General features: G+C 69.2%; 13 protein-coding genes and 1 tRNA gene. 2 read left to right on the top strand and 12 right to left on the bottom strand.

The window, feature by feature from the left end; genetic code table 11:
- Positions 1-30: 30 nt before the first annotated feature.
- The 11 genes from prfA to ABZZ38_RS10760 form a co-directional block, all read right to left on the bottom strand.
- Positions 31-1,107: a peptide chain release factor 1 gene (prfA, locus tag ABZZ38_RS10810; RefSeq protein ID WP_356737982.1), complete on the bottom strand. Its 1,077-nt coding sequence runs from the start codon at positions 1,105-1,107 to the stop codon at positions 31-33.
- Positions 1,108-1,224: 117 nt separating this feature from the next.
- The gene (gene rpmE, locus ABZZ38_RS10805; RefSeq protein WP_356737980.1) at positions 1,225-1,449 is read right to left on the bottom strand and encodes a 50S ribosomal protein L31; all 225 of its coding nucleotides are present in this window, start codon (positions 1,447-1,449) and stop codon (positions 1,225-1,227) included.
- 132 nt (positions 1,450-1,581) lie between these two features.
- Positions 1,582-2,676 carry an LCP family protein gene (locus ABZZ38_RS10800; protein WP_356737978.1) on the bottom strand — a complete coding sequence of 365 codons (1,095 nt, stop codon included), beginning with the start codon at positions 2,674-2,676 and terminating at the stop codon, positions 1,582-1,584.
- 227 nt (positions 2,677-2,903) lie between these two features.
- On the bottom strand, positions 2,904-4,706 hold the full coding sequence (locus ABZZ38_RS10795) for a trypsin-like serine protease (RefSeq protein ID WP_356737976.1): 1,803 nt from the start codon (positions 4,704-4,706) through the stop codon (positions 2,904-2,906).
- Between the two features lie 252 nt (positions 4,707-4,958).
- Entirely contained in the window at positions 4,959-7,094 is a 2,136-nt protein-coding gene (rho, locus tag ABZZ38_RS10790; RefSeq protein WP_356737974.1) for a transcription termination factor Rho, read from the bottom strand.
- 389 nt (positions 7,095-7,483) lie between these two features.
- Entirely contained in the window at positions 7,484-8,401 is a 918-nt protein-coding gene (gene thrB / locus ABZZ38_RS10785; protein WP_356737972.1) for a homoserine kinase, read from the bottom strand.
- Positions 8,402-8,780: 379 nt separating this feature from the next.
- Complete coding sequence (gene thrC / locus ABZZ38_RS10780) at positions 8,781-9,845, bottom strand: threonine synthase (protein WP_356737970.1); 1,065 nt, start codon at positions 9,843-9,845, stop codon at positions 8,781-8,783.
- 6 nt (positions 9,846-9,851) lie between these two features.
- Positions 9,852-11,141 (bottom strand): homoserine dehydrogenase, encoded by a 1,290-nt coding sequence (locus ABZZ38_RS10775; protein ID WP_356738184.1) that lies wholly within the window; start codon positions 11,139-11,141, stop codon positions 9,852-9,854.
- A gap of 100 nt (positions 11,142-11,241) precedes the next feature.
- Positions 11,242-12,633 (bottom strand): diaminopimelate decarboxylase, encoded by a 1,392-nt coding sequence (lysA, locus tag ABZZ38_RS10770; protein ID WP_356737969.1) that lies wholly within the window; start codon positions 12,631-12,633, stop codon positions 11,242-11,244.
- A gap of 15 nt (positions 12,634-12,648) precedes the next feature.
- Positions 12,649-13,827 carry an ArgS-related anticodon-binding protein NrtL gene (nrtL, locus tag ABZZ38_RS10765; RefSeq protein WP_356737967.1) on the bottom strand — a complete coding sequence of 393 codons (1,179 nt, stop codon included), beginning with the start codon at positions 13,825-13,827 and terminating at the stop codon, positions 12,649-12,651.
- 131 nt (positions 13,828-13,958) lie between these two features.
- The gene (locus tag ABZZ38_RS10760; protein ID WP_356737965.1) at positions 13,959-14,558 is read right to left on the bottom strand and encodes a response regulator; all 600 of its coding nucleotides are present in this window, start codon (positions 14,556-14,558) and stop codon (positions 13,959-13,961) included.
- Positions 14,559-14,679: 121 nt separating this feature from the next.
- On the opposite strand from ABZZ38_RS10760, the gene ABZZ38_RS10755 reads away from it, so the two are divergent.
- A tRNA-Arg gene (locus ABZZ38_RS10755) sits at positions 14,680-14,751 on the top strand.
- A 279-nt stretch (positions 14,752-15,030) separates the two neighbouring features.
- Here the strand turns inward: ABZZ38_RS10755 and ABZZ38_RS10750 are convergent.
- Positions 15,031-15,651: a nuclease-related domain-containing protein gene (locus ABZZ38_RS10750; RefSeq protein WP_356737963.1), complete on the bottom strand. Its 621-nt coding sequence runs from the start codon at positions 15,649-15,651 to the stop codon at positions 15,031-15,033.
- A gap of 921 nt (positions 15,652-16,572) precedes the next feature.
- Here ABZZ38_RS10750 and ABZZ38_RS10745 point away from each other — a divergent pair.
- A complete protein-coding gene (locus ABZZ38_RS10745) occupies positions 16,573-18,228 on the top strand; it encodes an N-6 DNA methylase (protein ID WP_356737961.1) in 1,656 nt (551 codons plus the stop codon).
- Positions 18,229-18,231 lie beyond the last annotated feature (3 nt).

The following is an 18,231-nucleotide window of genomic DNA, read 5'->3' as shown; positions in this document are numbered from 1 at the left end:
CCGGGCTGGGCGGTGCGGGTCAAAGGGTGGTCAGGCGGCGGCGAGCTTCGCCGCGGAGTCGGCGTCGACGCACGCCTGGATCACTGCGTCCAGGTCACCGTCGAGCACCTGGTCCAAGTTGTACGCCTTGAAGCCGACGCGGTGGTCCGAGATCCGGTTCTCCGGGTAGTTGTACGTACGGATCTTCTCGGACCGGTCGACGGTGCGCACCTGGCTGCGGCGCGCGTCCGCGGCGTTCTTCTCGGCCTCCTCCTGGGCTGCGGCGAGGAGCCTGGAGCGCAGGATACGCATGGCCTGCTCCTTGTTCTGGAGCTGGCTCTTCTCGTTCTGGCAGGAGGCGACGATGCCGGTCGGCAGGTGGGTGATGCGGACGGCGGAGTCGGTGGTGTTGACGGACTGGCCGCCGGGCCCGGAGGACCGGTAGACGTCGATGCGCAGGTCGTTGGCGTGGATCTCGACCTCGATCTCCTCGGCCTCGGGCGTCACCAGGACGCCGGCCGCGGAGGTGTGGATGCGGCCCTGCGACTCGGTGGCGGGCACGCGCTGGACGCGGTGCACCCCGCCCTCGTACTTCAGCCGCGCCCAGACGCCCTGACCGGGCTCGGTCGCCCCGTTGCCGCCCTTGGTCTTCACGGCGACCTGGACGTCCTTGTAGCCGCCGAGCTCGGACTCGGTGGCGTCGATGATCTCGGTCTTCCAGCCGACGCGCTCGGCGTACCGCAGGTACATGCGCAGCAGGTCGCCGGCGAAGAGGGCGGACTCGTCGCCGCCCGCGCCGGCCTTGATCTCCAGGATGACGTCCTTGTCGTCGCTGGGGTCGCGCGGGACGAGCAGCAGGCGGAGCTTGTCGGTGAGCTCCTCGCGCTGCTTCTCCAGCTCCTTGACCTCGGCGACGAAGTCGGGGTCGTCGGCGGCGAACTCGCGCGCGGTCTCCATGTCGTCGCCGGTCTGCTTCCAGGTGCGGTACGTGGCGACGATCGGGGTCAGCTCGGCGTAGCGCTTGTTGAGCTTGCGCGCGTTGGCCTGGTCAGCGTGGACCGACGGATCGGCGAGCTTCTTCTCGAGGTCGGCGTGTTCGCCGATCAGTTCCTCGACCGCCTCGAACATCGGGGGCTCCTGGTTTTCGTACGCGAGCGGGGCTCGGAGGGGTGGCTGCGGGAGACGGCAAACGCCGGTCCCGGCCGCCCCACGTCCGGGGCGGCCGGAGACCGGCGCAGTGGCTCGCTACTTGGCGGAGCCGGCAGCCTTCTTGCCGAAGCGGGCCTCGAAGCGGGCCACACGGCCACCGGTGTCGAGGATCTTCTGCTTGCCCGTGTAGAACGGGTGGCACTCGGAGCAGACCTCGGCACGGATGTTGCCGTCGCCGATCGTGCTACGGGTGGTGAACGACGCGCCACAGGTGCAGCTGACCTGCGTCTCGACGTACTCGGGGTGGATGTCGCGCTTCAAGGTGTCTCCTAGGTTCGGGAGGGCGCCGGGTCGCACGGGCGGGGTGCGCGTGCGTGAACCGGGGCCGACGTACCAGTCTGCCAGGACCGGCCGTATCTCCCAAAACCGGGGTGGGGGCGGATCTATTCCGCCCTACTCGACCACGCCTTCCGCCTGGCCGGTGGCGGTGTCCTCGGTGGCGGACGCCGGGATCGGTCTGTCCTGCCGGAGGGCGGTCCACACCTGCTGGGCCCGCTCCTTCAGCGGTATGACGCGGTTGAGGTCGGCGGGGTCGTAGCGCACCGGCAGGGTGATCATGCGGACGTCGTCGGCGCCGAGGTTCTTGAAGCCGCCGGCGAAACCGGCGAGCTCCTTGACGGAGTCGAGCTCGGAGTCGGGCTTGATCGCCTGGGTGGCGGTGTCGGCGACGTCCCAGAGCCTCTTGGGGCTGGAAAGGGCGCCGGCGCTCTTGACCTGGTTGATGAAGGCCTTCATGAAGGCCTGCTGGAGCTGGATGCGGCCGAGGTCGCTGCCGTCGCCGACGCCCTTGCGGGTGCGTACGAGGCCGAGGGCCTGCTCGCCGGTGAGGGTGTGGGCGCCGGCCTCCAGGTCGAGGTGGCTGCTGTCGTCCTTGATCGCCTTGGTGGTGGTGACCCTGACGCCGCCGAGCTCGTCGATGAGCTTCTTGAAGCCGGTGAAGTCGACCTCGATGTAGTGGTCCATGCGTATGCCGGACATCGCCTCGACGGTCTTGACCGCGCACGCCGGGCCACCGACCTCGTACGCCGTGTTGAACATCGCCTTGCGCTGCGCGGGGACCTTCGCGCCGGCCCTGTCGGTGCAGTCGGGGCGCTCGATGATCGTGTCCCGGGGGACGGAGACGACACTGGCCGTGCGGTGGCCCTCGTAGACGTGGACGATCATCGCCGTGTCCGAGCGGGCGGCGCCCTCGTCCCTGCCGTACGCGCCGTTGGCGCCGGAGCGGGTGTCGGAGCCGAGGACCAGGATGTCCATGGAGCCGTTGTCGACGTTCTCGGGGCGGTCGTCGTCCCGCAGCTGCGCGTTGATGTCGACGGTCTCGATGTTGCCGTTGAGCTTGAAGTACGCGAATGCCGCACCGGACCCGCCGATCACCACCAGCCCCGCCGCGGACCAGGCCGCCACGGTGAGCGCCCCGCGGCCCTTCGCGGGCTGTTTGCGGCGGCGCCCGGTCGCGCGTATTCGGCTGCTGCTGCCCTGCTCGGCCATGGTCTCCTCAGTCCTCTTCTCACCTCTCGCCCCTGCCGCGTCAGACGGGGGAGCGGCCCAAAGGGTTGCACGACGGCTTGGGAAGTCCGTGAGAAAAGCGCGTGCCCACCGCACGGGGTGCGCGGTGGGCACGGCGGCCTTCACACTGGTCACAGGCGTTTCACGGGTTTCGTCCCGCCGACCCGCCGTGTGGCGAGGATCTCGTACGTCCCGTACTTCTCGTACGGCTAGCCGAAGAGGCTGTACGACTTCCAGCCGGTGCCGACCTTGATCCGGGCGGAGGTGACGAACGGGGTCGCCGCCTTGCCGGTCCCCTTGTAGACCCACAGGTCGCCCGCGGAGTCACGGACGAGGAAGTCCGCCCGGCCGTCGCCGGTCAGGTCGCCGGTGGTGACGTACGCGGTGAAGTTCCACCCCGAACCCACCTGGACGCGGCCGGAGATGGGCGTGGTGCGGTTGCCCGTGCCCTTGTACATCCACAGGCGTCCGGAGCTGTCGCGCGACAGCAGGTCGGGCTTGCCGTCACCGCTGAAGTCGCTCTTGCCGAACACGGAGTAGCTGCTCCAGCCGACACCGATCTTGACCTTCGCCGAGAAGGTGCCGTTGCCGCGGCCGGCCCACATCCACAGGGTGCCCGCCGAGTCCTTGGCCACCAGGTCGGTGTGACCGTCCAGGGTCAGGTCGCCGGGGAGGGTGATGTCGCGGAAGCCGCCCCAGCCGGGCCCGATGGGGTGCATCTCGTACTGCTGGGTGCCGCTGTCGTAGCCCCACCAGTACAGGTGGCCGTCGGCGGTCCGCAGGACGTAGTCCTGCGCGTCGTCACGGTTGAGGTCGGACTGCCGGACGAGGTTGATGCCCGTCCAGTCGCCCATCGTCTCCCGGCTGCCGAGGGACGTGCCCCGCGACGCGTAGATGAACGCCTCGCCGGTCGACGAGCGGGCGAACAGGTCCGCCTTGTCGTCGAACGTGGGGTTGGCGTCGTCGACGCGCGGGTTGATCAGCCCGGTGAAGGCGCTGGTCTTGGCGAACACCGCGTACGCCCCGGTGGCGACGCAGTCCCGCACGCCCCACGAGACCACACCGGCGATCCGGCCGTTGACGACCAGCGGCCCGCCGGAGTCGCCGTTGCACGGCGAGACGGTGCCGGTGTCCTCGCCGCTGGCCGGGTTGCCCGCGCACACCATCTTGCCCGGCACGAACTCCGCGCCGAAGTAGGACGAGCACGCGGAGTCCGGGCGCACCGGCACGGTGGCCTTCCGGAGGGTGGGCGCGATGTCCTCGTTCTGGGAGCTGGTGCGCCCCCAGCCGTAGACCGTGCCGGGCTTGCCCGACTGGTACGAGGCGGTGTCGCCCGCCGGGGTGGGCTGGAGCGTCTTGTAGGGCAGGGTGCCGTTGAGCGTGAGGACGGCGACGTCGCCGGCCATGGAGCCGGTGCCACCCGCGTAACCGGGGTTGGTCCACTGGCGCCACACGCCGATCCTCGCGCCCTCGCCCGAGGTGAACAGCTTCTCCGTACCGCCGATGACGGTGCCGTGCTTGTTCCAGTCGAGGCCCTTCACACAGTGGGCCGCCGTCAGGACCTTGCTCGGGCTGACGAGGGTGCCACCGCAGAAGCTGCCGATGTCGTCCGACTCGTCGGCGGTGCCGCGGTCGTCGTAGTAGTAGAGCTGCACCATCCACGGCGCCTCGGTGATCGTCGCGTCGACGCCACCGATGATCTTCGGGTCGGCGATGCCGGAGTCCGGGGACGGCGAGGACCCGGCCGACGGCTCGCCCGTGCCGCTCTCCGCGTCGCCCTTCTCCGTGCTCGAACGACCGTCGGCCGCCCGGCGCTTGAGGACGGCTTCGGCACCGTCGACGCGCGCCTGGAGTTCCGCCTCGGAGGCCGTGGGCCGCTCCAGGGTGGGTGCCTGGGGCCGCGGTTCGCCGGCGGCCTGGGCGGGGGCGGCCGTCAGGACCGCACCGCCCATGGCGAATGCGGCAAGGGCCGCGGGGAGGGCGATACGCACCCTCCGCTGAGCAGATGTCACTCAGGACTCCTCTCGATGTCCGCACAGGGAGGAGAGGAGCCACTGGAAGCCACTGGAGGCACGGGCACCGGCGAGGGGCCGGCCCGTCACAACGGCGTGGAGCCGCCCGACGACTTCGGGGCATGGCTCCGCCAACTCAGTGGGCGCATTCGCAAATACGTTCCCCCCCACCTGTAACCCGCTGATCGTACAATGCCGAACCGCCCCCGTCACGACCGTGACGGGGGCGGTTCAGGGATATCTGATACGACGTCAGTCGTTGCCGTTCCCGGCCGACGGGGTCGTCTTCTGGATCTGGAGCAGGAACTCGGCGTTCGACTTCGTCTGCTTCATCTTGTCGAGCAGCAGCTCGATCGCCTGCTGCTGGTCGAGCGCGTGCAGCACCCGGCGCAGCTTCCAGACGATGCCCAGCTCCTCGTTGCCGAGGAGGATCTCCTCCTTGCGCGTACCGGACGCGTCGACGTCGACGGCCGGGAAGATGCGCTTGTCGGCGAGCTTGCGGTCCAGCTTGAGCTCCATGTTGCCGGTGCCCTTGAACTCCTCGAAGATCACCTCGTCCATGCGCGAGCCGGTGTCGACCAGCGCGGTGGCCAGGATGGTCAGCGAGCCGCCGTCCTCGATGTTGCGCGCGGCGCCGAAGAAGCGCTTCGGCGGGTAGAGCGCGGTCGAGTCGACACCACCGGACAGGATGCGGCCGGAGGCGGGCGCCGCGAGGTTGTACGCGCGGCCCAGACGGGTGATGGAGTCGAGCAGGACGACCACGTCGTGACCCAGCTCCACGAGGCGCTTGGCGCGCTCGATGGCCAGCTCGGCGACGGTGGTGTGGTCCTCGGCCGGGCGGTCGAAGGTCGAGGAGATGACCTCGCCCTTGACCGACCGCTGCATGTCGGTGACCTCTTCCGGACGCTCGTCGACGAGGACGACCATCAGGTGGCACTCGGGGTTGTTCGTGGTGATCGCGTTGGCGACCGCCTGCATGATCATGGTCTTACCGGTCTTCGGCGGGGCCACGATCAGACCGCGCTGGCCCTTGCCGATCGGCGACACGAGGTCGATGATCCGCGTGGTCAGCACACCCGGGTCGGTCTCCAGACGGAGGCGGTCCTGCGGGTAGAGCGGCGTCAGCTTGTTGAACTCGGGACGGCCGCGGCCGGAGTCCGCGGCCATGCCGTTGGCCGAGTCCAGACGGACCAGCGCGTTGAACTTCTCGCGGCGCTCGCCCTCCTTCGGCTGGCGCACGGCACCGGTGATGTGGTCACCCTTGCGCAGGCCGTTCTTGCGGACCTGGGCGAGGGAGACGTACACGTCGTTCGGACCGGGCAGGTAGCCGGAGGTCCGGATGAACGCGTAGTTGTCGAGGATGTCGAGGATGCCCGCGACGGGGATCAGGACGTCGTCCTCGGAGACCTGCGGCTCGCCGGCCTGGAACTCGTCACGGCCACGACGGCCACGGCGGTCGCGGTAGCGGCCACGGCGACCGCGACGGCCGCCCTCGTCGTCGAAGTCGTCCTGCGGGCCGGCCTGGGGCTGCTGGCCGCCCTGGCGCTGCTGGCGCTGGCCACCGGCCTGCTGCTGGTCGTCGCCGCCCTTGCCGCCGCGCTCACGGCGGTCGCGCTGACGGTCCCGGCGCTCGCCGCGCTCGCCCCGGTCACCACGCTCGCCGCGGTCACGCTGACGGTCCCGGCGGCTGCCCTCGGCGGTGTCGACGGCCTCGGCGGTCCTGGCCTCGGACTGCGCGTCGGTCCTGGCCTCGGTGCGGGTGTCGGTCCTGGCCTCGGTGCGGGTGTCGGTCCTGGCCTCGGTGCGGGTGTCGGTCCTGGCCTCGGTGCGGACGTCCGTCCGGACGTCGGTGCGGACCTCGCCCTCGGGGCTGCCGGCCGGCGCGGTGGCGCGGCGACGGCGGCGCTCGCCGGCGGGCTGGTCGTCGCCTGCGCCCTGCTCGGAAGCCGAGAGCTTGGGGGACGGCTGACCGGGAATCTCGATCTGCTGCGCCACGGGCTGGCCGGCCCTGACGGTCTTGGGGGCCGCGTCGGCGCCCTCCGCCTTCTCCTGCGCCTTGTCGGCGGCCTTGGCGGGGGCGTCGTCACCCGTACGCGCCTTGGAGGTGGCGCGGCGCTTGGGCTTGGTCTCGGCGGCGGGCGCGGCGGCGCCTCCCCCGGCCTGCGCTTCCTTGATGACCTCGATCAGCTGGCTCTTGCGCATCCGCGCGGTGCCCCTGATGCCGAGGCCGGACGCGACCTGCTGCAGCTCGGCCAGGACCATGCCCTCGAGGCCGGTGCCGGAGCGGCGGCGCCGTGAGGTGGTGCCAGTGGCAGCACCTGCGGCGGGCGCGGCGGTGTCGACACTGTTGTCGGCAGTCACGCCCATCAGATCGGTGGTGTCGCTCACGAAGGGTCCTTCCCTGGAGCGGACGTCGGCCTTCTGGCTCGGCGACCGGTTGTGCTGTCCGACAGCGATCCCTGATGTGTGGACCGTGCCGGGGCGGTGGTCCCGCCGGGTACGGCGGAGAAGAAAACGTGCTGGGTCCGGCTCGAGGCCCCCTGCTCGCCCGCTCGCGGGAGAAGCGAGGGGTGTCGCGCGCCGGTTCCGGAGCGTGCTCGAAACTGCTCAGGCAGGCTGCTCAGGCAGTTGGGGAGGCTCCCGGAAGAATGGTGGTCCCGGATGGGGACACTCAGCACCGCGCCACAAAGACGTCGGGTGCAGACTTGAGGTTAACACTACCGGCTCCAACAAACATTCCCCCTCTCCCACACCGGCAATCCGTGTACCGCGGAGATCTACGGCGTGAGCGGCAGGACGCTCGTACCGGAGACGTCGAGGGCGAGCCGGTTGGCCGCCCAGCCCTCGCCCGCGAGCAGCGCGACCTTGTCCGCCGCTCCGTCCTCGACCAGCGCGAGGACCGTGGGTCCCGCGCCGGAGATGACCGCGGGGACGCCGTCCGCGCGCAGTCGGTTCACCAGCGCGATGCTCTCCGGCATGGCGGGAGCCCGGTACTCCTGGTGGATCCGGTCCTCGGTGGCGGCGAGCAGCAGCTCGGGGCGCCTGGTCAGGGCCTCCACGAGGAGCGCGGCGCGGCCCGCGTTGGCCGCGGCGTCCACATGGGGGACGGTACGCGGCAGCAGGCCACGGGCCGTTTCGGTGAGGACCGGCTTCCCGGGGACGAAAACCACCGGAACGATGGAACGGGCCGGGTCCATCCTGATGGCCCGGGCGGCGCCGCCCTCGGACCAGGCGAGCGTGAAGCCGCCGAGGAGACACGCGGCGACGTTGTCGGGGTGGCCCTCGATCTCCGTGGCGAGCTCCAGCAGCGCGGCGTCGTCCAGCCTGGCGTCACCACCTATGGTCACCGCGCGGGCGGCGACGATGCCTGCGCAGATGGCGGCCGAGGAGGAGCCGAGACCCCGCCCGTGCGGGATGCGGTTGGCGCAGACGACCTCCAGGCCGCGCGGCTGTCCGCCGAGGAGGTCGAAGGCCGTGCGCAGGGAGCGTACGAGCAGATGGCTCTCGTCGCGCGGGAGCGTGTCGGCGCCCTCGCCGGCGATGTCGACGTGCAGCCCGGAGTCGGCGACCCGGACGACGACGTCGTCGTACAGCCCCAACGACAGGCCGAGGGCGTCGAAGCCCGGGCCGAGGTTGGCGCTGGTGGCGGGGGTGCGCACCCGGACGGCGGCGGCGCGGAACGCTGGACCGGCCATCGCTCGATGACTCTCCTTGACTCTGACGACGGGGGTGTGGGGGTTCGGTGTCCTGCGAGGAGTACGAAGACCCAGGGGCCGCATCGGTCTCCACGGCGACATCACCGCGGCATATGCGCGGGCATGTGCGGCGGGGTGGGTTCGGTACAGCCTATCGAAGGAAGGTTCTGCGGCGACATAGGGCGCACAGGAGGCGCACGATGCGTGTCGCGGGCCTGCCTGTGCTCCTGTGTACGGTGCCGTGCCGGTTGCGGCCGTCCTGCCCGTTTTCCGGGCGGGAGCGCCGCTCCGCGGGTGCCCCGGGGGGCACCCGCGGGATGTCAGCGGACGTGCGGGGTGCCGACGGCACCCGGGGTGCGGGTGCCCGGCGTACCGGCGCCTACGCGAGGCCGAGGCGCTCGGCGGCGGTGGCCGCGTCGACGGGCACGGTGACGGGCTGGGGCGCTCCGGCGACCGCCCAGTCCGGGTCCTTCAGACCGTTGCCGGTGACCGTGCAGACGATCCGCTGGCCCGGGTCGACCAGGCCCTGCTCGGCGGCCTTCAGCAGGCCGGCCACCGACGCGGCGGACGCGGGCTCGACGAAGACACCCTCCTGGGAGGCCAACAGCCGGTAGGCGCGGAGGATCTCACGGTCCGTCACCTCGTCGATGAGGCCGCCCGACTCGTCGCGCGCGGCCAGCGCGTACTGCCACGAGGCCGGGTTGCCGATCCGGATCGCGGTGGCGATGGTCGACGGGTCCTTGACGACCTCGCCGCGCACGATCGGCGCGGAGCCGGACGCCTGGAAGCCCCACATGCGCGGGGTGCGGGTGGCCAGCTTGTCGGCCGCGTACTCCGTGTAACCCTTCCAGTACGCGGTGATGTTGCCGGCGTTGCCGACGGGGAGCACGTGGATGTCGGGGGCGTCGCCCAGCATGTCCACGATCTCGAACGCGGCGGTCTTCTGACCCTCGATACGGACCGGATTGACCGAATTGACCAGCGCCACCGGGTAGTTGTCCGAGAGCGAGCGGGCGAGGGTGAGGCAGTCGTCGAAGTTCCCGTCCACCTGGAGGATCTTCGCGCCGTGCACCAGCGCCTGCCCCATCTTGCCGAGCGCGATCTTGCCCTGCGGCACGAGGACGGCGGACACCATGCCGGCGCGCACGGCGTAGGCGGCGGCCGAGGCCGAGGTGTTGCCGGTCGAGGCGCAGATGACGGCCTTCGCGCCCTCCTCCTTGGCCCGGGTGATGGCCATGGTCATGCCCCGGTCCTTGAAGGAGCCGGTCGGGTTCGCGCCCTCGACCTTGAGGTGCACCTCGCAGCCGGTGCGCTCGGAGAGGACCTGGGCCGGGACGAGCGGCGTACCGCCCTCACGGAGCGTGACGACCGGCGTCGTGTCCGTGACCGGAAGGCGGTCCCGGTACTCCTCGATGATGCCGCGCCACTGGTGAGTCCTGGTCATGGGTCCTTACTCCCCTTCAACACGCATGATGCTGGCGACACCGCGCACGGTGTCGAGCTTGCGCAGCGCCTCGACGGTCCCGGAGAGGGCGGCGTCGGGCGCGCGGTGGGTGACGACGACGAGGTCGGCCTCGCCGTCCTTGCCCTGCTGGCGCACCGTATCGATGGATACGCCGTGCTCGGCGAAGACCGTCGCGACCTGGGCGAGCACGCCCGGCTTGTCGGCCACGTCGAGGCTGATGTGGTACCGCGTCACGACGTCGCCCATGGGGCTCACGGGCAGCTGTGTGTACGCGGACTCGCCGGGCCCCGTCGCGTCGTTGAGGCGGTTGCGGCAGACGGCGACCAGGTCGCCCAGGACGGCGGACGCGGTCGGCGAACCGCCGGCGCCCGGTCCGTAGAACATCAGCCGGCCGGCCGCCTCCGCCTCGACGAAGACGGCGTTGTACGCGCCGCGCACGGAGGCCAGCGGGTGGCTGAGCGGGATCATCGCCGGGTGCACGCGCGCGGTGACGGACCCGCCGTCGGCGGCGCGCTCGCAGATGGCGAGGAGTTTGATGGTGCAGCCCATGCGCTTGGCGGAGGCGAAGTCGGCGGCGGTGACCTCGGTCATGCCCTCGCGGTAGACGTCGTCGAGGCGCACGCGCGTGTGGAAGGCGATTCCGGCGAGGATGGCGGCCTTGGCGGCGGCGTCGAACCCCTCGACGTCCGCGGTCGGGTCGGCTTCCGCGTACCCCAGCGCGGTGGCTTCGTCCAGCGCCTCGGAGTACCCCGCCCCGGAGGTGTCCATCTTGTCGAGGATGAAGTTGGTGGTGCCGTTCACGATGCCAAGCACCCGGTTGACCTTGTCGCCGGCGAGGGACTCGCGCAGCGGCCGGATCAGCGGGATGGCACCGGCGACGGCGGCCTCGTAGTACAGGTCCCGGCCGTGCTCCTCGGCGGCGGCGTACAGGCTCTGGCCGTCCTGGGCGAGCAGCGCCTTGTTGGCGGAGACCACGGACGCGCCGTGCTCGAAGGCGGTGGTGATGAGCGTACGGGCGGGCTCGACGCCCCCGATGACCTCGACGACGACGTCGATGTCGCCCCGTTTGACCAGGGCCATGGCGTCGGTGGTGATCAGCTCGGGGGCGATGCCCTCACGCACTTTGGAAGGCCGGCGGACGGCGACCCCGGCGAGCTCGACCGGGGCGCCGATACGGGCGGCGAGGTCGTCGGCGTGCGTCGTCATGATGCGCGCCACCTCTGAGCCGACCACTCCACAGCCCAGCAGCGCCACCTTCAGCGGACGCGTACGCATCATCCGACCTCGTTTCCTTACTACAGCTTGAGTGCGATCCAGTCTCACTCACCGGACGGAAGTTTCTCCCTTCCGTCCGGATTATGAGATATCTATTTCATCAACCGACATCGAGACGCAGGAGATCTTCCTCCGTCTCACGCCGGACGATCACACGCGCCTCGCCGTCGCGGACGGCGACGACGGGCGGGCGAAGTGCGTGGTTGTAGTTGCTGGCCATGGAGCGGCAGTACGCCCCGGTGGCCGGTACGGCGATCAGGTCCCCCGGTGCGAGGTCGGCCGGCAGGAACGCGTCCCGCACGACGATGTCGCCGCTCTCGCAGTGCTTGCCGACGACGCGGCTGAGCATCGGCTCGGCGTCGCTCGTCCGCGACACGAGCGCGACGCTGTAGTCGGCGTCGTACAGCGCGGTGCGGATGTTGTCCGACATGCCGCCGTCGACGCTCACGTACGTCCGCAGCCCCTCCAACTGCTTGATGGTGCCGACCTCGTACAGCGTGAAGGCGGTGGGGCCGACGATGGCGCGGCCGGGCTCGACGGAGATCCGCGGCGTCCGCAGCCCCGCCGCCTCGCACTCCCTCGTCACGATCTCGCGGAGCGCCTCGGCGATCTCGTGCGGCTCGCGCGGGTCGTCCTCCGAGGTGTACGCGATGCCGAGGCCGCCGCCGAGGTCGATCTCGGGGAGCTCGACACCGTGCTCGTCGCGGACCTGCTTGAGCAGCCCGATCACCCGGTGGGCGGCCACCTCGAAGCCGGAGGTGTCGAAGATCTGCGACCCGATGTGCGAGTGGATGCCGATGAGCTCCAGCCCGTCGAGCTTGAGGGCACGGCGTACGGCTTCGGCGGCCTGCCCGCCGGCGAGCGCGAGGCCGAACTTCTGGTCCTCGTGGGCGGTGGCGATGAACTCGTGGGTGTGCGCCTCGACGCCGACGGTCACCCGGATCTGCACCCGCTGGCGCTTCCCGAGGGACTGGGCGATGTGCGCCACGCGCACGATCTCCTGGAAGGAGTCGAGCACGATGCGTCCGACGCCGGCGCGCACCGCCCTCTCGATCTCGTCCACCGACTTGTTGTTCCCGTGGAAGGCGATGCGCTCGGCGGGCATCCCCGCGTCGAGGGCGGTGATCAGCTCCCCGCCGGAGCACACATCGAGGTTCAGCCCCTCTTCCGTGAGCCACCGGACCACGGCGCGGGAGAGGAACGCCTTCCCGGCGTAGAAGACGTCCGCCTCCTTGCCGAAGGCGTCGGCCCAGGCGCGGCAGCGGGCGCGGAAGTCGGCCTCGTCGAGGAAGTAGGCGGGGGTGCCGAACTCCTCGGCGAGCGTGGTGACGGGGATTCCGCCCACGGTCACGACGCCGTCGGCGTTGCGGCTGACGGTCCGGGCCCAGACCTTCTCCTCCAGCCGGTTGAGGTCGGCGGGCGGCGCGGAGTAGTGGCCCTCGGGGAGGACATCGGCGTGACGGGGCCCGGCGGGGTGTGCGGAACGGCTCATTTCTCTCTCACAAGGTCACAAGTAGTCAGGAGCGCTGATGCCGAGCAGGGCCAGGCCGCCGGCCAGCACCGTCCCGGCGGCTTCGGCGAGGGCGAGCCGGGAGCGGTGGGCGGCCGAGGGTTTCTCGTCGCCGAGGGGCAGCACCGTGTGCTGGAACCCCAGGAACGCGTCGGCGGTCGCCTCCAGATGCCGGGCGACCCGGTCGGGGGCGCGGTGGCGTGCGGCGGCTTCGAGGACGGCGGGGTGGTCGCCGAGGGCGGTGAGGAGGCGGGGGGCGTCGACGTCCTGCTCGTACGCGGGCGTGATCCCGAGCTGTGCGGCGTTACGGAGGAGGGCGCGGGTGCGGGCGTGCGCGTACCGCACGGTGAAGAGGCCGTTGGCCTCGGTCTGGGTGAGGAGGCCGTCCCCGTCGAGGACGCGGTCGCGGCCGGCGGGCCGGAGCAGGGCCCAGCGGGCGGCGTCCCGGCCGAGGGGGTGGACGTCGTAGGTGACGGGGCGGGGCGTGACCGCGGCGCTGTCGGCAGGCGGGGCGCCGTGGGCGTCGACGGTCACCCCGAGGGCGGCCCAGGCGGGGTCGGGCCGGTCGCAGCTGACGCCCCGGGGGTCGGTACCGGGCAGTCGGCCGGGGGCGGGGAGCGGGCCGGGGGCGGGGGGCGGGCCGGGGTCGGCTCCGGCCTCGGGTTCGACGGTGACGCCGAGGGCGGCCCAGGCGGGGTCGGGCCGGTCGCAGCTGACGCGCACGTGGGCGCCCTGTGCGTGCAGCAGTCTGCGGAGGGCGTCGGCCATGACGGCGGCCCGTACCTCGCGGCGGTGGTGGTAGTGGAGGACCTGGCCGGCCAGCGCGCTGCCGTGCCCGTAGCGCCGTCCCTGTTCGAGGACCCTGCCGACGAGCTCGCGGGAGGTGCCGGCGCGGAGGGTGAAGTTGAGGAACCCGGGCCCGGTGATCTCGACGGCCTCGATGCCGGGGGCCCCGGTGAGCCGGTCGCGGAGGATCTCGGCGACCCGGCGGGCGGGCAGCGCGGCGGGCCCGGCGAGCTGGAGCGCGGCGTTGCTCGCGTAGTCCCCGCGCCCGCCGCCCCGGGGGCGCTCGACCTTGACCCGCTCGGGGACGTACGACTCGGCCCGCAACGCGCCTTCACCGACCGCGCGGCGCACGGCGTGCAGCACGGTGAGGGAGAGATCTGCGGGGGTCACGGGACAAGCGTAGGGGAGGAAGGGGGTGAGTACGCGAACCGGTTTCGCGATGCGGTCGGCGAGGGCGGGCGGTCGGGCCGCCGAGGGGCCCCTTGTCGGCGACCGCGCCGGGCCGCACCCACGGCTTCGGATCAGCCCCAGGCGCTCTCGGCCTGACCGGCCCCGTGGCGCCCGTCAAGGCCGTCGAGGCCGTGGACGCCGTGGACGCCGTCGGTCGGGGGTGCGGGGTGGGCCGGGGGTGTCTGGGGTCGGTGGGGTGCGTGCGGTGTCTGGGGTGCGTGGAGTCTCCGGGGTGCGTGGGGTGCCGACTCGCGCTGCATCAGCTGCCGGACGATCCGGACCAGCTCATCGGGCTCGAACGGCTTCGCCAGGAACGCGTCGACGCCGACGGCGAGACCGCTCTCCACGTCGCCCTCTGTGCAGGCGCTGATGATCGCCACCGGCAGATGCCCGGTCCGCGGATCCTCCCGCAGCCGCGCGGCGGTGCGCAGCCCGTCAAGCCGCGGCATGACGACGTCGAGCGTCACGACGTCGGGGCACACGCGATGCACGACATCCAGACACTCGGCACCATCGGCCGCAGTCACGACCTCGAAGCCCTCCAGCTCGAGGTTGACCCTGATCAGCTGCCGGATGACCCTGTTGTCGTCCACGACGAGCACCCGGCCGGACACGCCTGACACAACTCGAGAGTAGGTCGCGATCCAGCCCTGCGTCCCGGTTTTCCCCACTTCCACCCCGCACGGGCGACGCGACGGGCCGACGACGCGACCGGGGCGCTGGAAATACCTGTTCACAGGCACCACTCGGGAGCTGGTAGGGTTCTACCCGTCGCCGCCGAACGCGGCGGACGCCCCCGTAGCTCAGGGGATAGAGCAACGGCCTCCGGAGCCGTGTGCGCAGGTTCGAATCCTGCCGGGGGCACCCAGCATGAGGTGCCCAAAGACCCCGTCACCAGCGGAAACGCTGAGGATGGGGTCTTCGTGTATGTGCAGGCGTATGCCGCCCGGAGCGGCCGTATGACGATGACGGGGTCTGTGGACGAGGCGTGGAAGGGATCTTGAAGCATCACCGCAGGTGAGGTCCACGAAGGGACGAGAGCCAGCATTAGCGCCAGACGGCCACTCCCGGACGATGGCCACGCCGTGGATACTGCCCGCAGTACCCGTGGGAATGGTCGGCGCCTCGCTGAGGGGCACGGGCTCAAGCCCTGCTCCAGGCCTGGCGATGGCGAGCGACGCTGTACACCTGCTCGACCTGCTTGGCAGTCAGCACCCCTGAGAGCGGCGCCAGAGCAGCTACTTGGCGCTCCTGGTACACGCGGACGCTGAGTTGCGTGGCGACCGCCTTGAGATCGGTGACGCCAACGATGACAAGTACTGGCTCGACTGGAACGGGAAAGCCGCAGTAGTGCTCAAGCACCCGGACCACGCGCTTGGCCTCCGCTCGGCTCTTGCGCGCGTAGGGCGCCGGTTTTCCATGATCGACTTTCACAGCATCGCCACTGCCCCATATGGCTTTGTTGTGGTGATGCTTCGTATTGATGCTGAACACCCCGCCAGGCCTGATCAGCAAGTGATCGACGTCCACGTTGTTGGCCAGGGGAATGGAATGCAGGACCCGCCATCCGTGACGCGCCAAGCGGTTCAGCTCGGCTCCCACCCTCTCCTCCCCCGCCAGTCCCTTCCGCCAGGAGTCCCACTCCGTCGGGCGCCGCAGAAGCTGAGAGACGACTCGCTCGATCAGACCTGGGCCGGATTTATTGAGCAGGTCACGCAGGGATTCACCGGGACGGTTGACGGACAGGTCGTCGGCCGGCGTCAAAGGCGGCAGCATCGGGCGCGCTTCGACCTCGGGTCCCCTCTGCGGCGGGACCGACTTGGGGTTGTTCCGTAAGTGTGCGTCAGCACGGTGCTCACGTCGTCGCGGTACTCAGCGACCAAGACCGTGATGTCCCCCGTCCTGACGTCCGCCCAGCCGACCGCGGTGCCATCAGGCAGGTTGGCGTACAGACGATCATGGCCGTACCGCTTCCAGCGCGTGACGTGCAGCTCCACAAGGCCCCCTGTGCTCACGTGTTGACGTTGCAGATATGCCAACAGCAAGCGAGACGAGGCCACAAGACCGCAGGGTACCCAGCTCGACTCAGCTCGCCCTTACTGAACGGGGTATCGGCGCAGGTAGGGCGCGAAACGAGGGAGGCCCCAGGCGGCATGCCTGAGGCCTCCGTGTGGGTGCAGGTTGTCTCACTCGTACTCGCGGAGCAGGTCCTCGATACGCCGGTTGCCAACGTCCTGCCGTCCGTCGAGGCACTTCGCGTAGCGGGTCAGCAGAACCTCAAACGGGCTTTCCGAACGGATCGAGGAAGTCTTGCATGAGGATTACGAACCCGACGACGAGTATGAGCCGAGCGGTAGTCGCTTCCATGACGACGACAGAGGCTCGGACGAGTACATTGCTGACCATTTTGATCGTCTCGGTGCGTGAATCTGACCAGGGATCAGTGATTCGCACTCAAGGACGGAGGGGCCTCATAGGTCGCGGGCGGGTGCACTACGAGCGCGAGGCTGATTGGTGCGTGGAGCCGGCTCCGGCCATGCTCCATGATGTCCCTTCGCAGCTAGCGGTGGCTCGTGTAGAGCCGCGAGTCCACATGCCATACCGCCCGAGCCAGGCATGACGTCTAGAGGTCCCTTCGCCCCGCACCAGACTCAGGAGTCCGGCAAGCCAGGATAGGCTCCTCTCGTGACATCGCAGACCCCACAGACGGCTGGCACCAGCGAGATCCCTGCCGACTCCATCACCCATGGTGAGGTGTACACGCAGCGCTGGGTCGTCGACATGATCCTTGATCTTGTCGGCTACACGCCGGACCGAGACCTTGCTGGTCTCAACATCACGGACCCTGCCTGTGGAAGTGGGGCCTTCCTTGTCGCAATTACAGAAAGATTGAGCCAGTCTTGCCGCAAGTTCGACCGTGAGCTTTCTCCTGCCAGCATCAAGGCTTTCGACATCCTTGAGCGTAACGTGGAAACCAGCCGCCGGAATATCGAAGCGACGCTTCTTGATGAAGGTTGGGACCGAAAAACAGCGCAGGATCTTGCGCGTCAATGGGTTCGGCAGGGTGACTACCTACTACAAGATCAGCACACTCCTGCGGATTTCGTTGTCGGTAATCCTCCCTATATTCGCATCGAGGACGTGCCCACGCCGCGCATGGAGTTGTACAGGCGTAAAAACAGAACAATGACCGGTAGGTCGGATATTTACGTTGGGTTCTACGAGCAAGGCCTAAAAGCGTTGAAGCCTGACGGCAAGTTGGGATTCATTTGCGCTGATCGATGGATGAGGAATCAGTACGGGCGTGAGCTGCGGAAGTTGATCTCCGAGAATTATGCCGTCGATACTCTAATCGTAATGCACGACGTCGATGCGTTCGAGGACAAAGTGGCCGCCTATCCGGCCATTACGGTGCTCCGCAATGCGGCGCAGCAAACGGCTTCTGTTGTAGACACGTCTAAAGCATTGCAGCAACGTCATTCCGACGAGCTAGTGGCTTGGATTAAATCTTCAGAGAGTACCAGCAAAGAGCATGTAGCTTTCCGGGCGGCACGCCTACCTCATTGGTTCGAAGGCACAGAGTCCTGGCCGATGGGTAGCCCTGAACGTCTTGCCCTACTAGAAGAGCTAAGTGACCGATACCCGACACTCGAAGAAAGTGGTGTCAGAGTTGGAATCGGGGTAGCCACCGGCGCGGACTCGATTTTTGTGACTAAGGGCAAGGACATTGTGGAGAATGACCGCCTCCTTCCCCTGTCTATGGTTAGAGATGCAAAAACGGGCAGCTTCATTTGGGCAGGGCATTATCTGATCAACCCGTGGACGGAGAATGGGAATCTCGTTGACCTAGATGACTACCCCCGACTTCGGTCGTACCTCGAAGAGAACCGTACCTCTCTCGAATGTCGGCATGTTGCAAAGAAGTACCCGCAGCGCTGGTATCGCACCATTGACAAGGTCGACGCCAGCTTGACTAGCCGACCAAAGCTGCTCTTCCCGGATATGAAGCTAAATATCCATCCGACACTAGAGGGTGGTGGATACTACCCACACCATAATCTGTACTATATGGTCTCAGATCGTTGGGACCTTGAAGTTCTAGGGGGAATTCTTCTCTCGCGTCTGGCTCAGGCCTTTGTTGAAGCGTACGCGGTTAGGATGCGGGGAGGGACGCTCAGGTTTCAAGCACAGTACCTGAGGCGGATTCGCGTGCCTCATCCAGACCTGCTGACCTCCGACATCAGAGAGGCATTGGCTGAAGCATTCAGGTGTCGCGACGTTGAGGGAGCCACCCAGGCAGCACTGAGCGCTTACGGGATAAGTGACCTTCCGGACTACTAGGAG

The organism is Streptomyces sp. NPDC006368, assembly GCF_040612535.1.
Classification (GTDB): domain Bacteria; phylum Actinomycetota; class Actinomycetes; order Streptomycetales; family Streptomycetaceae; genus Streptomyces.
The sequence above is the reverse complement of the archived record's forward strand: the minus strand, read 5'-3'. Positions and strand labels throughout refer to the sequence as shown.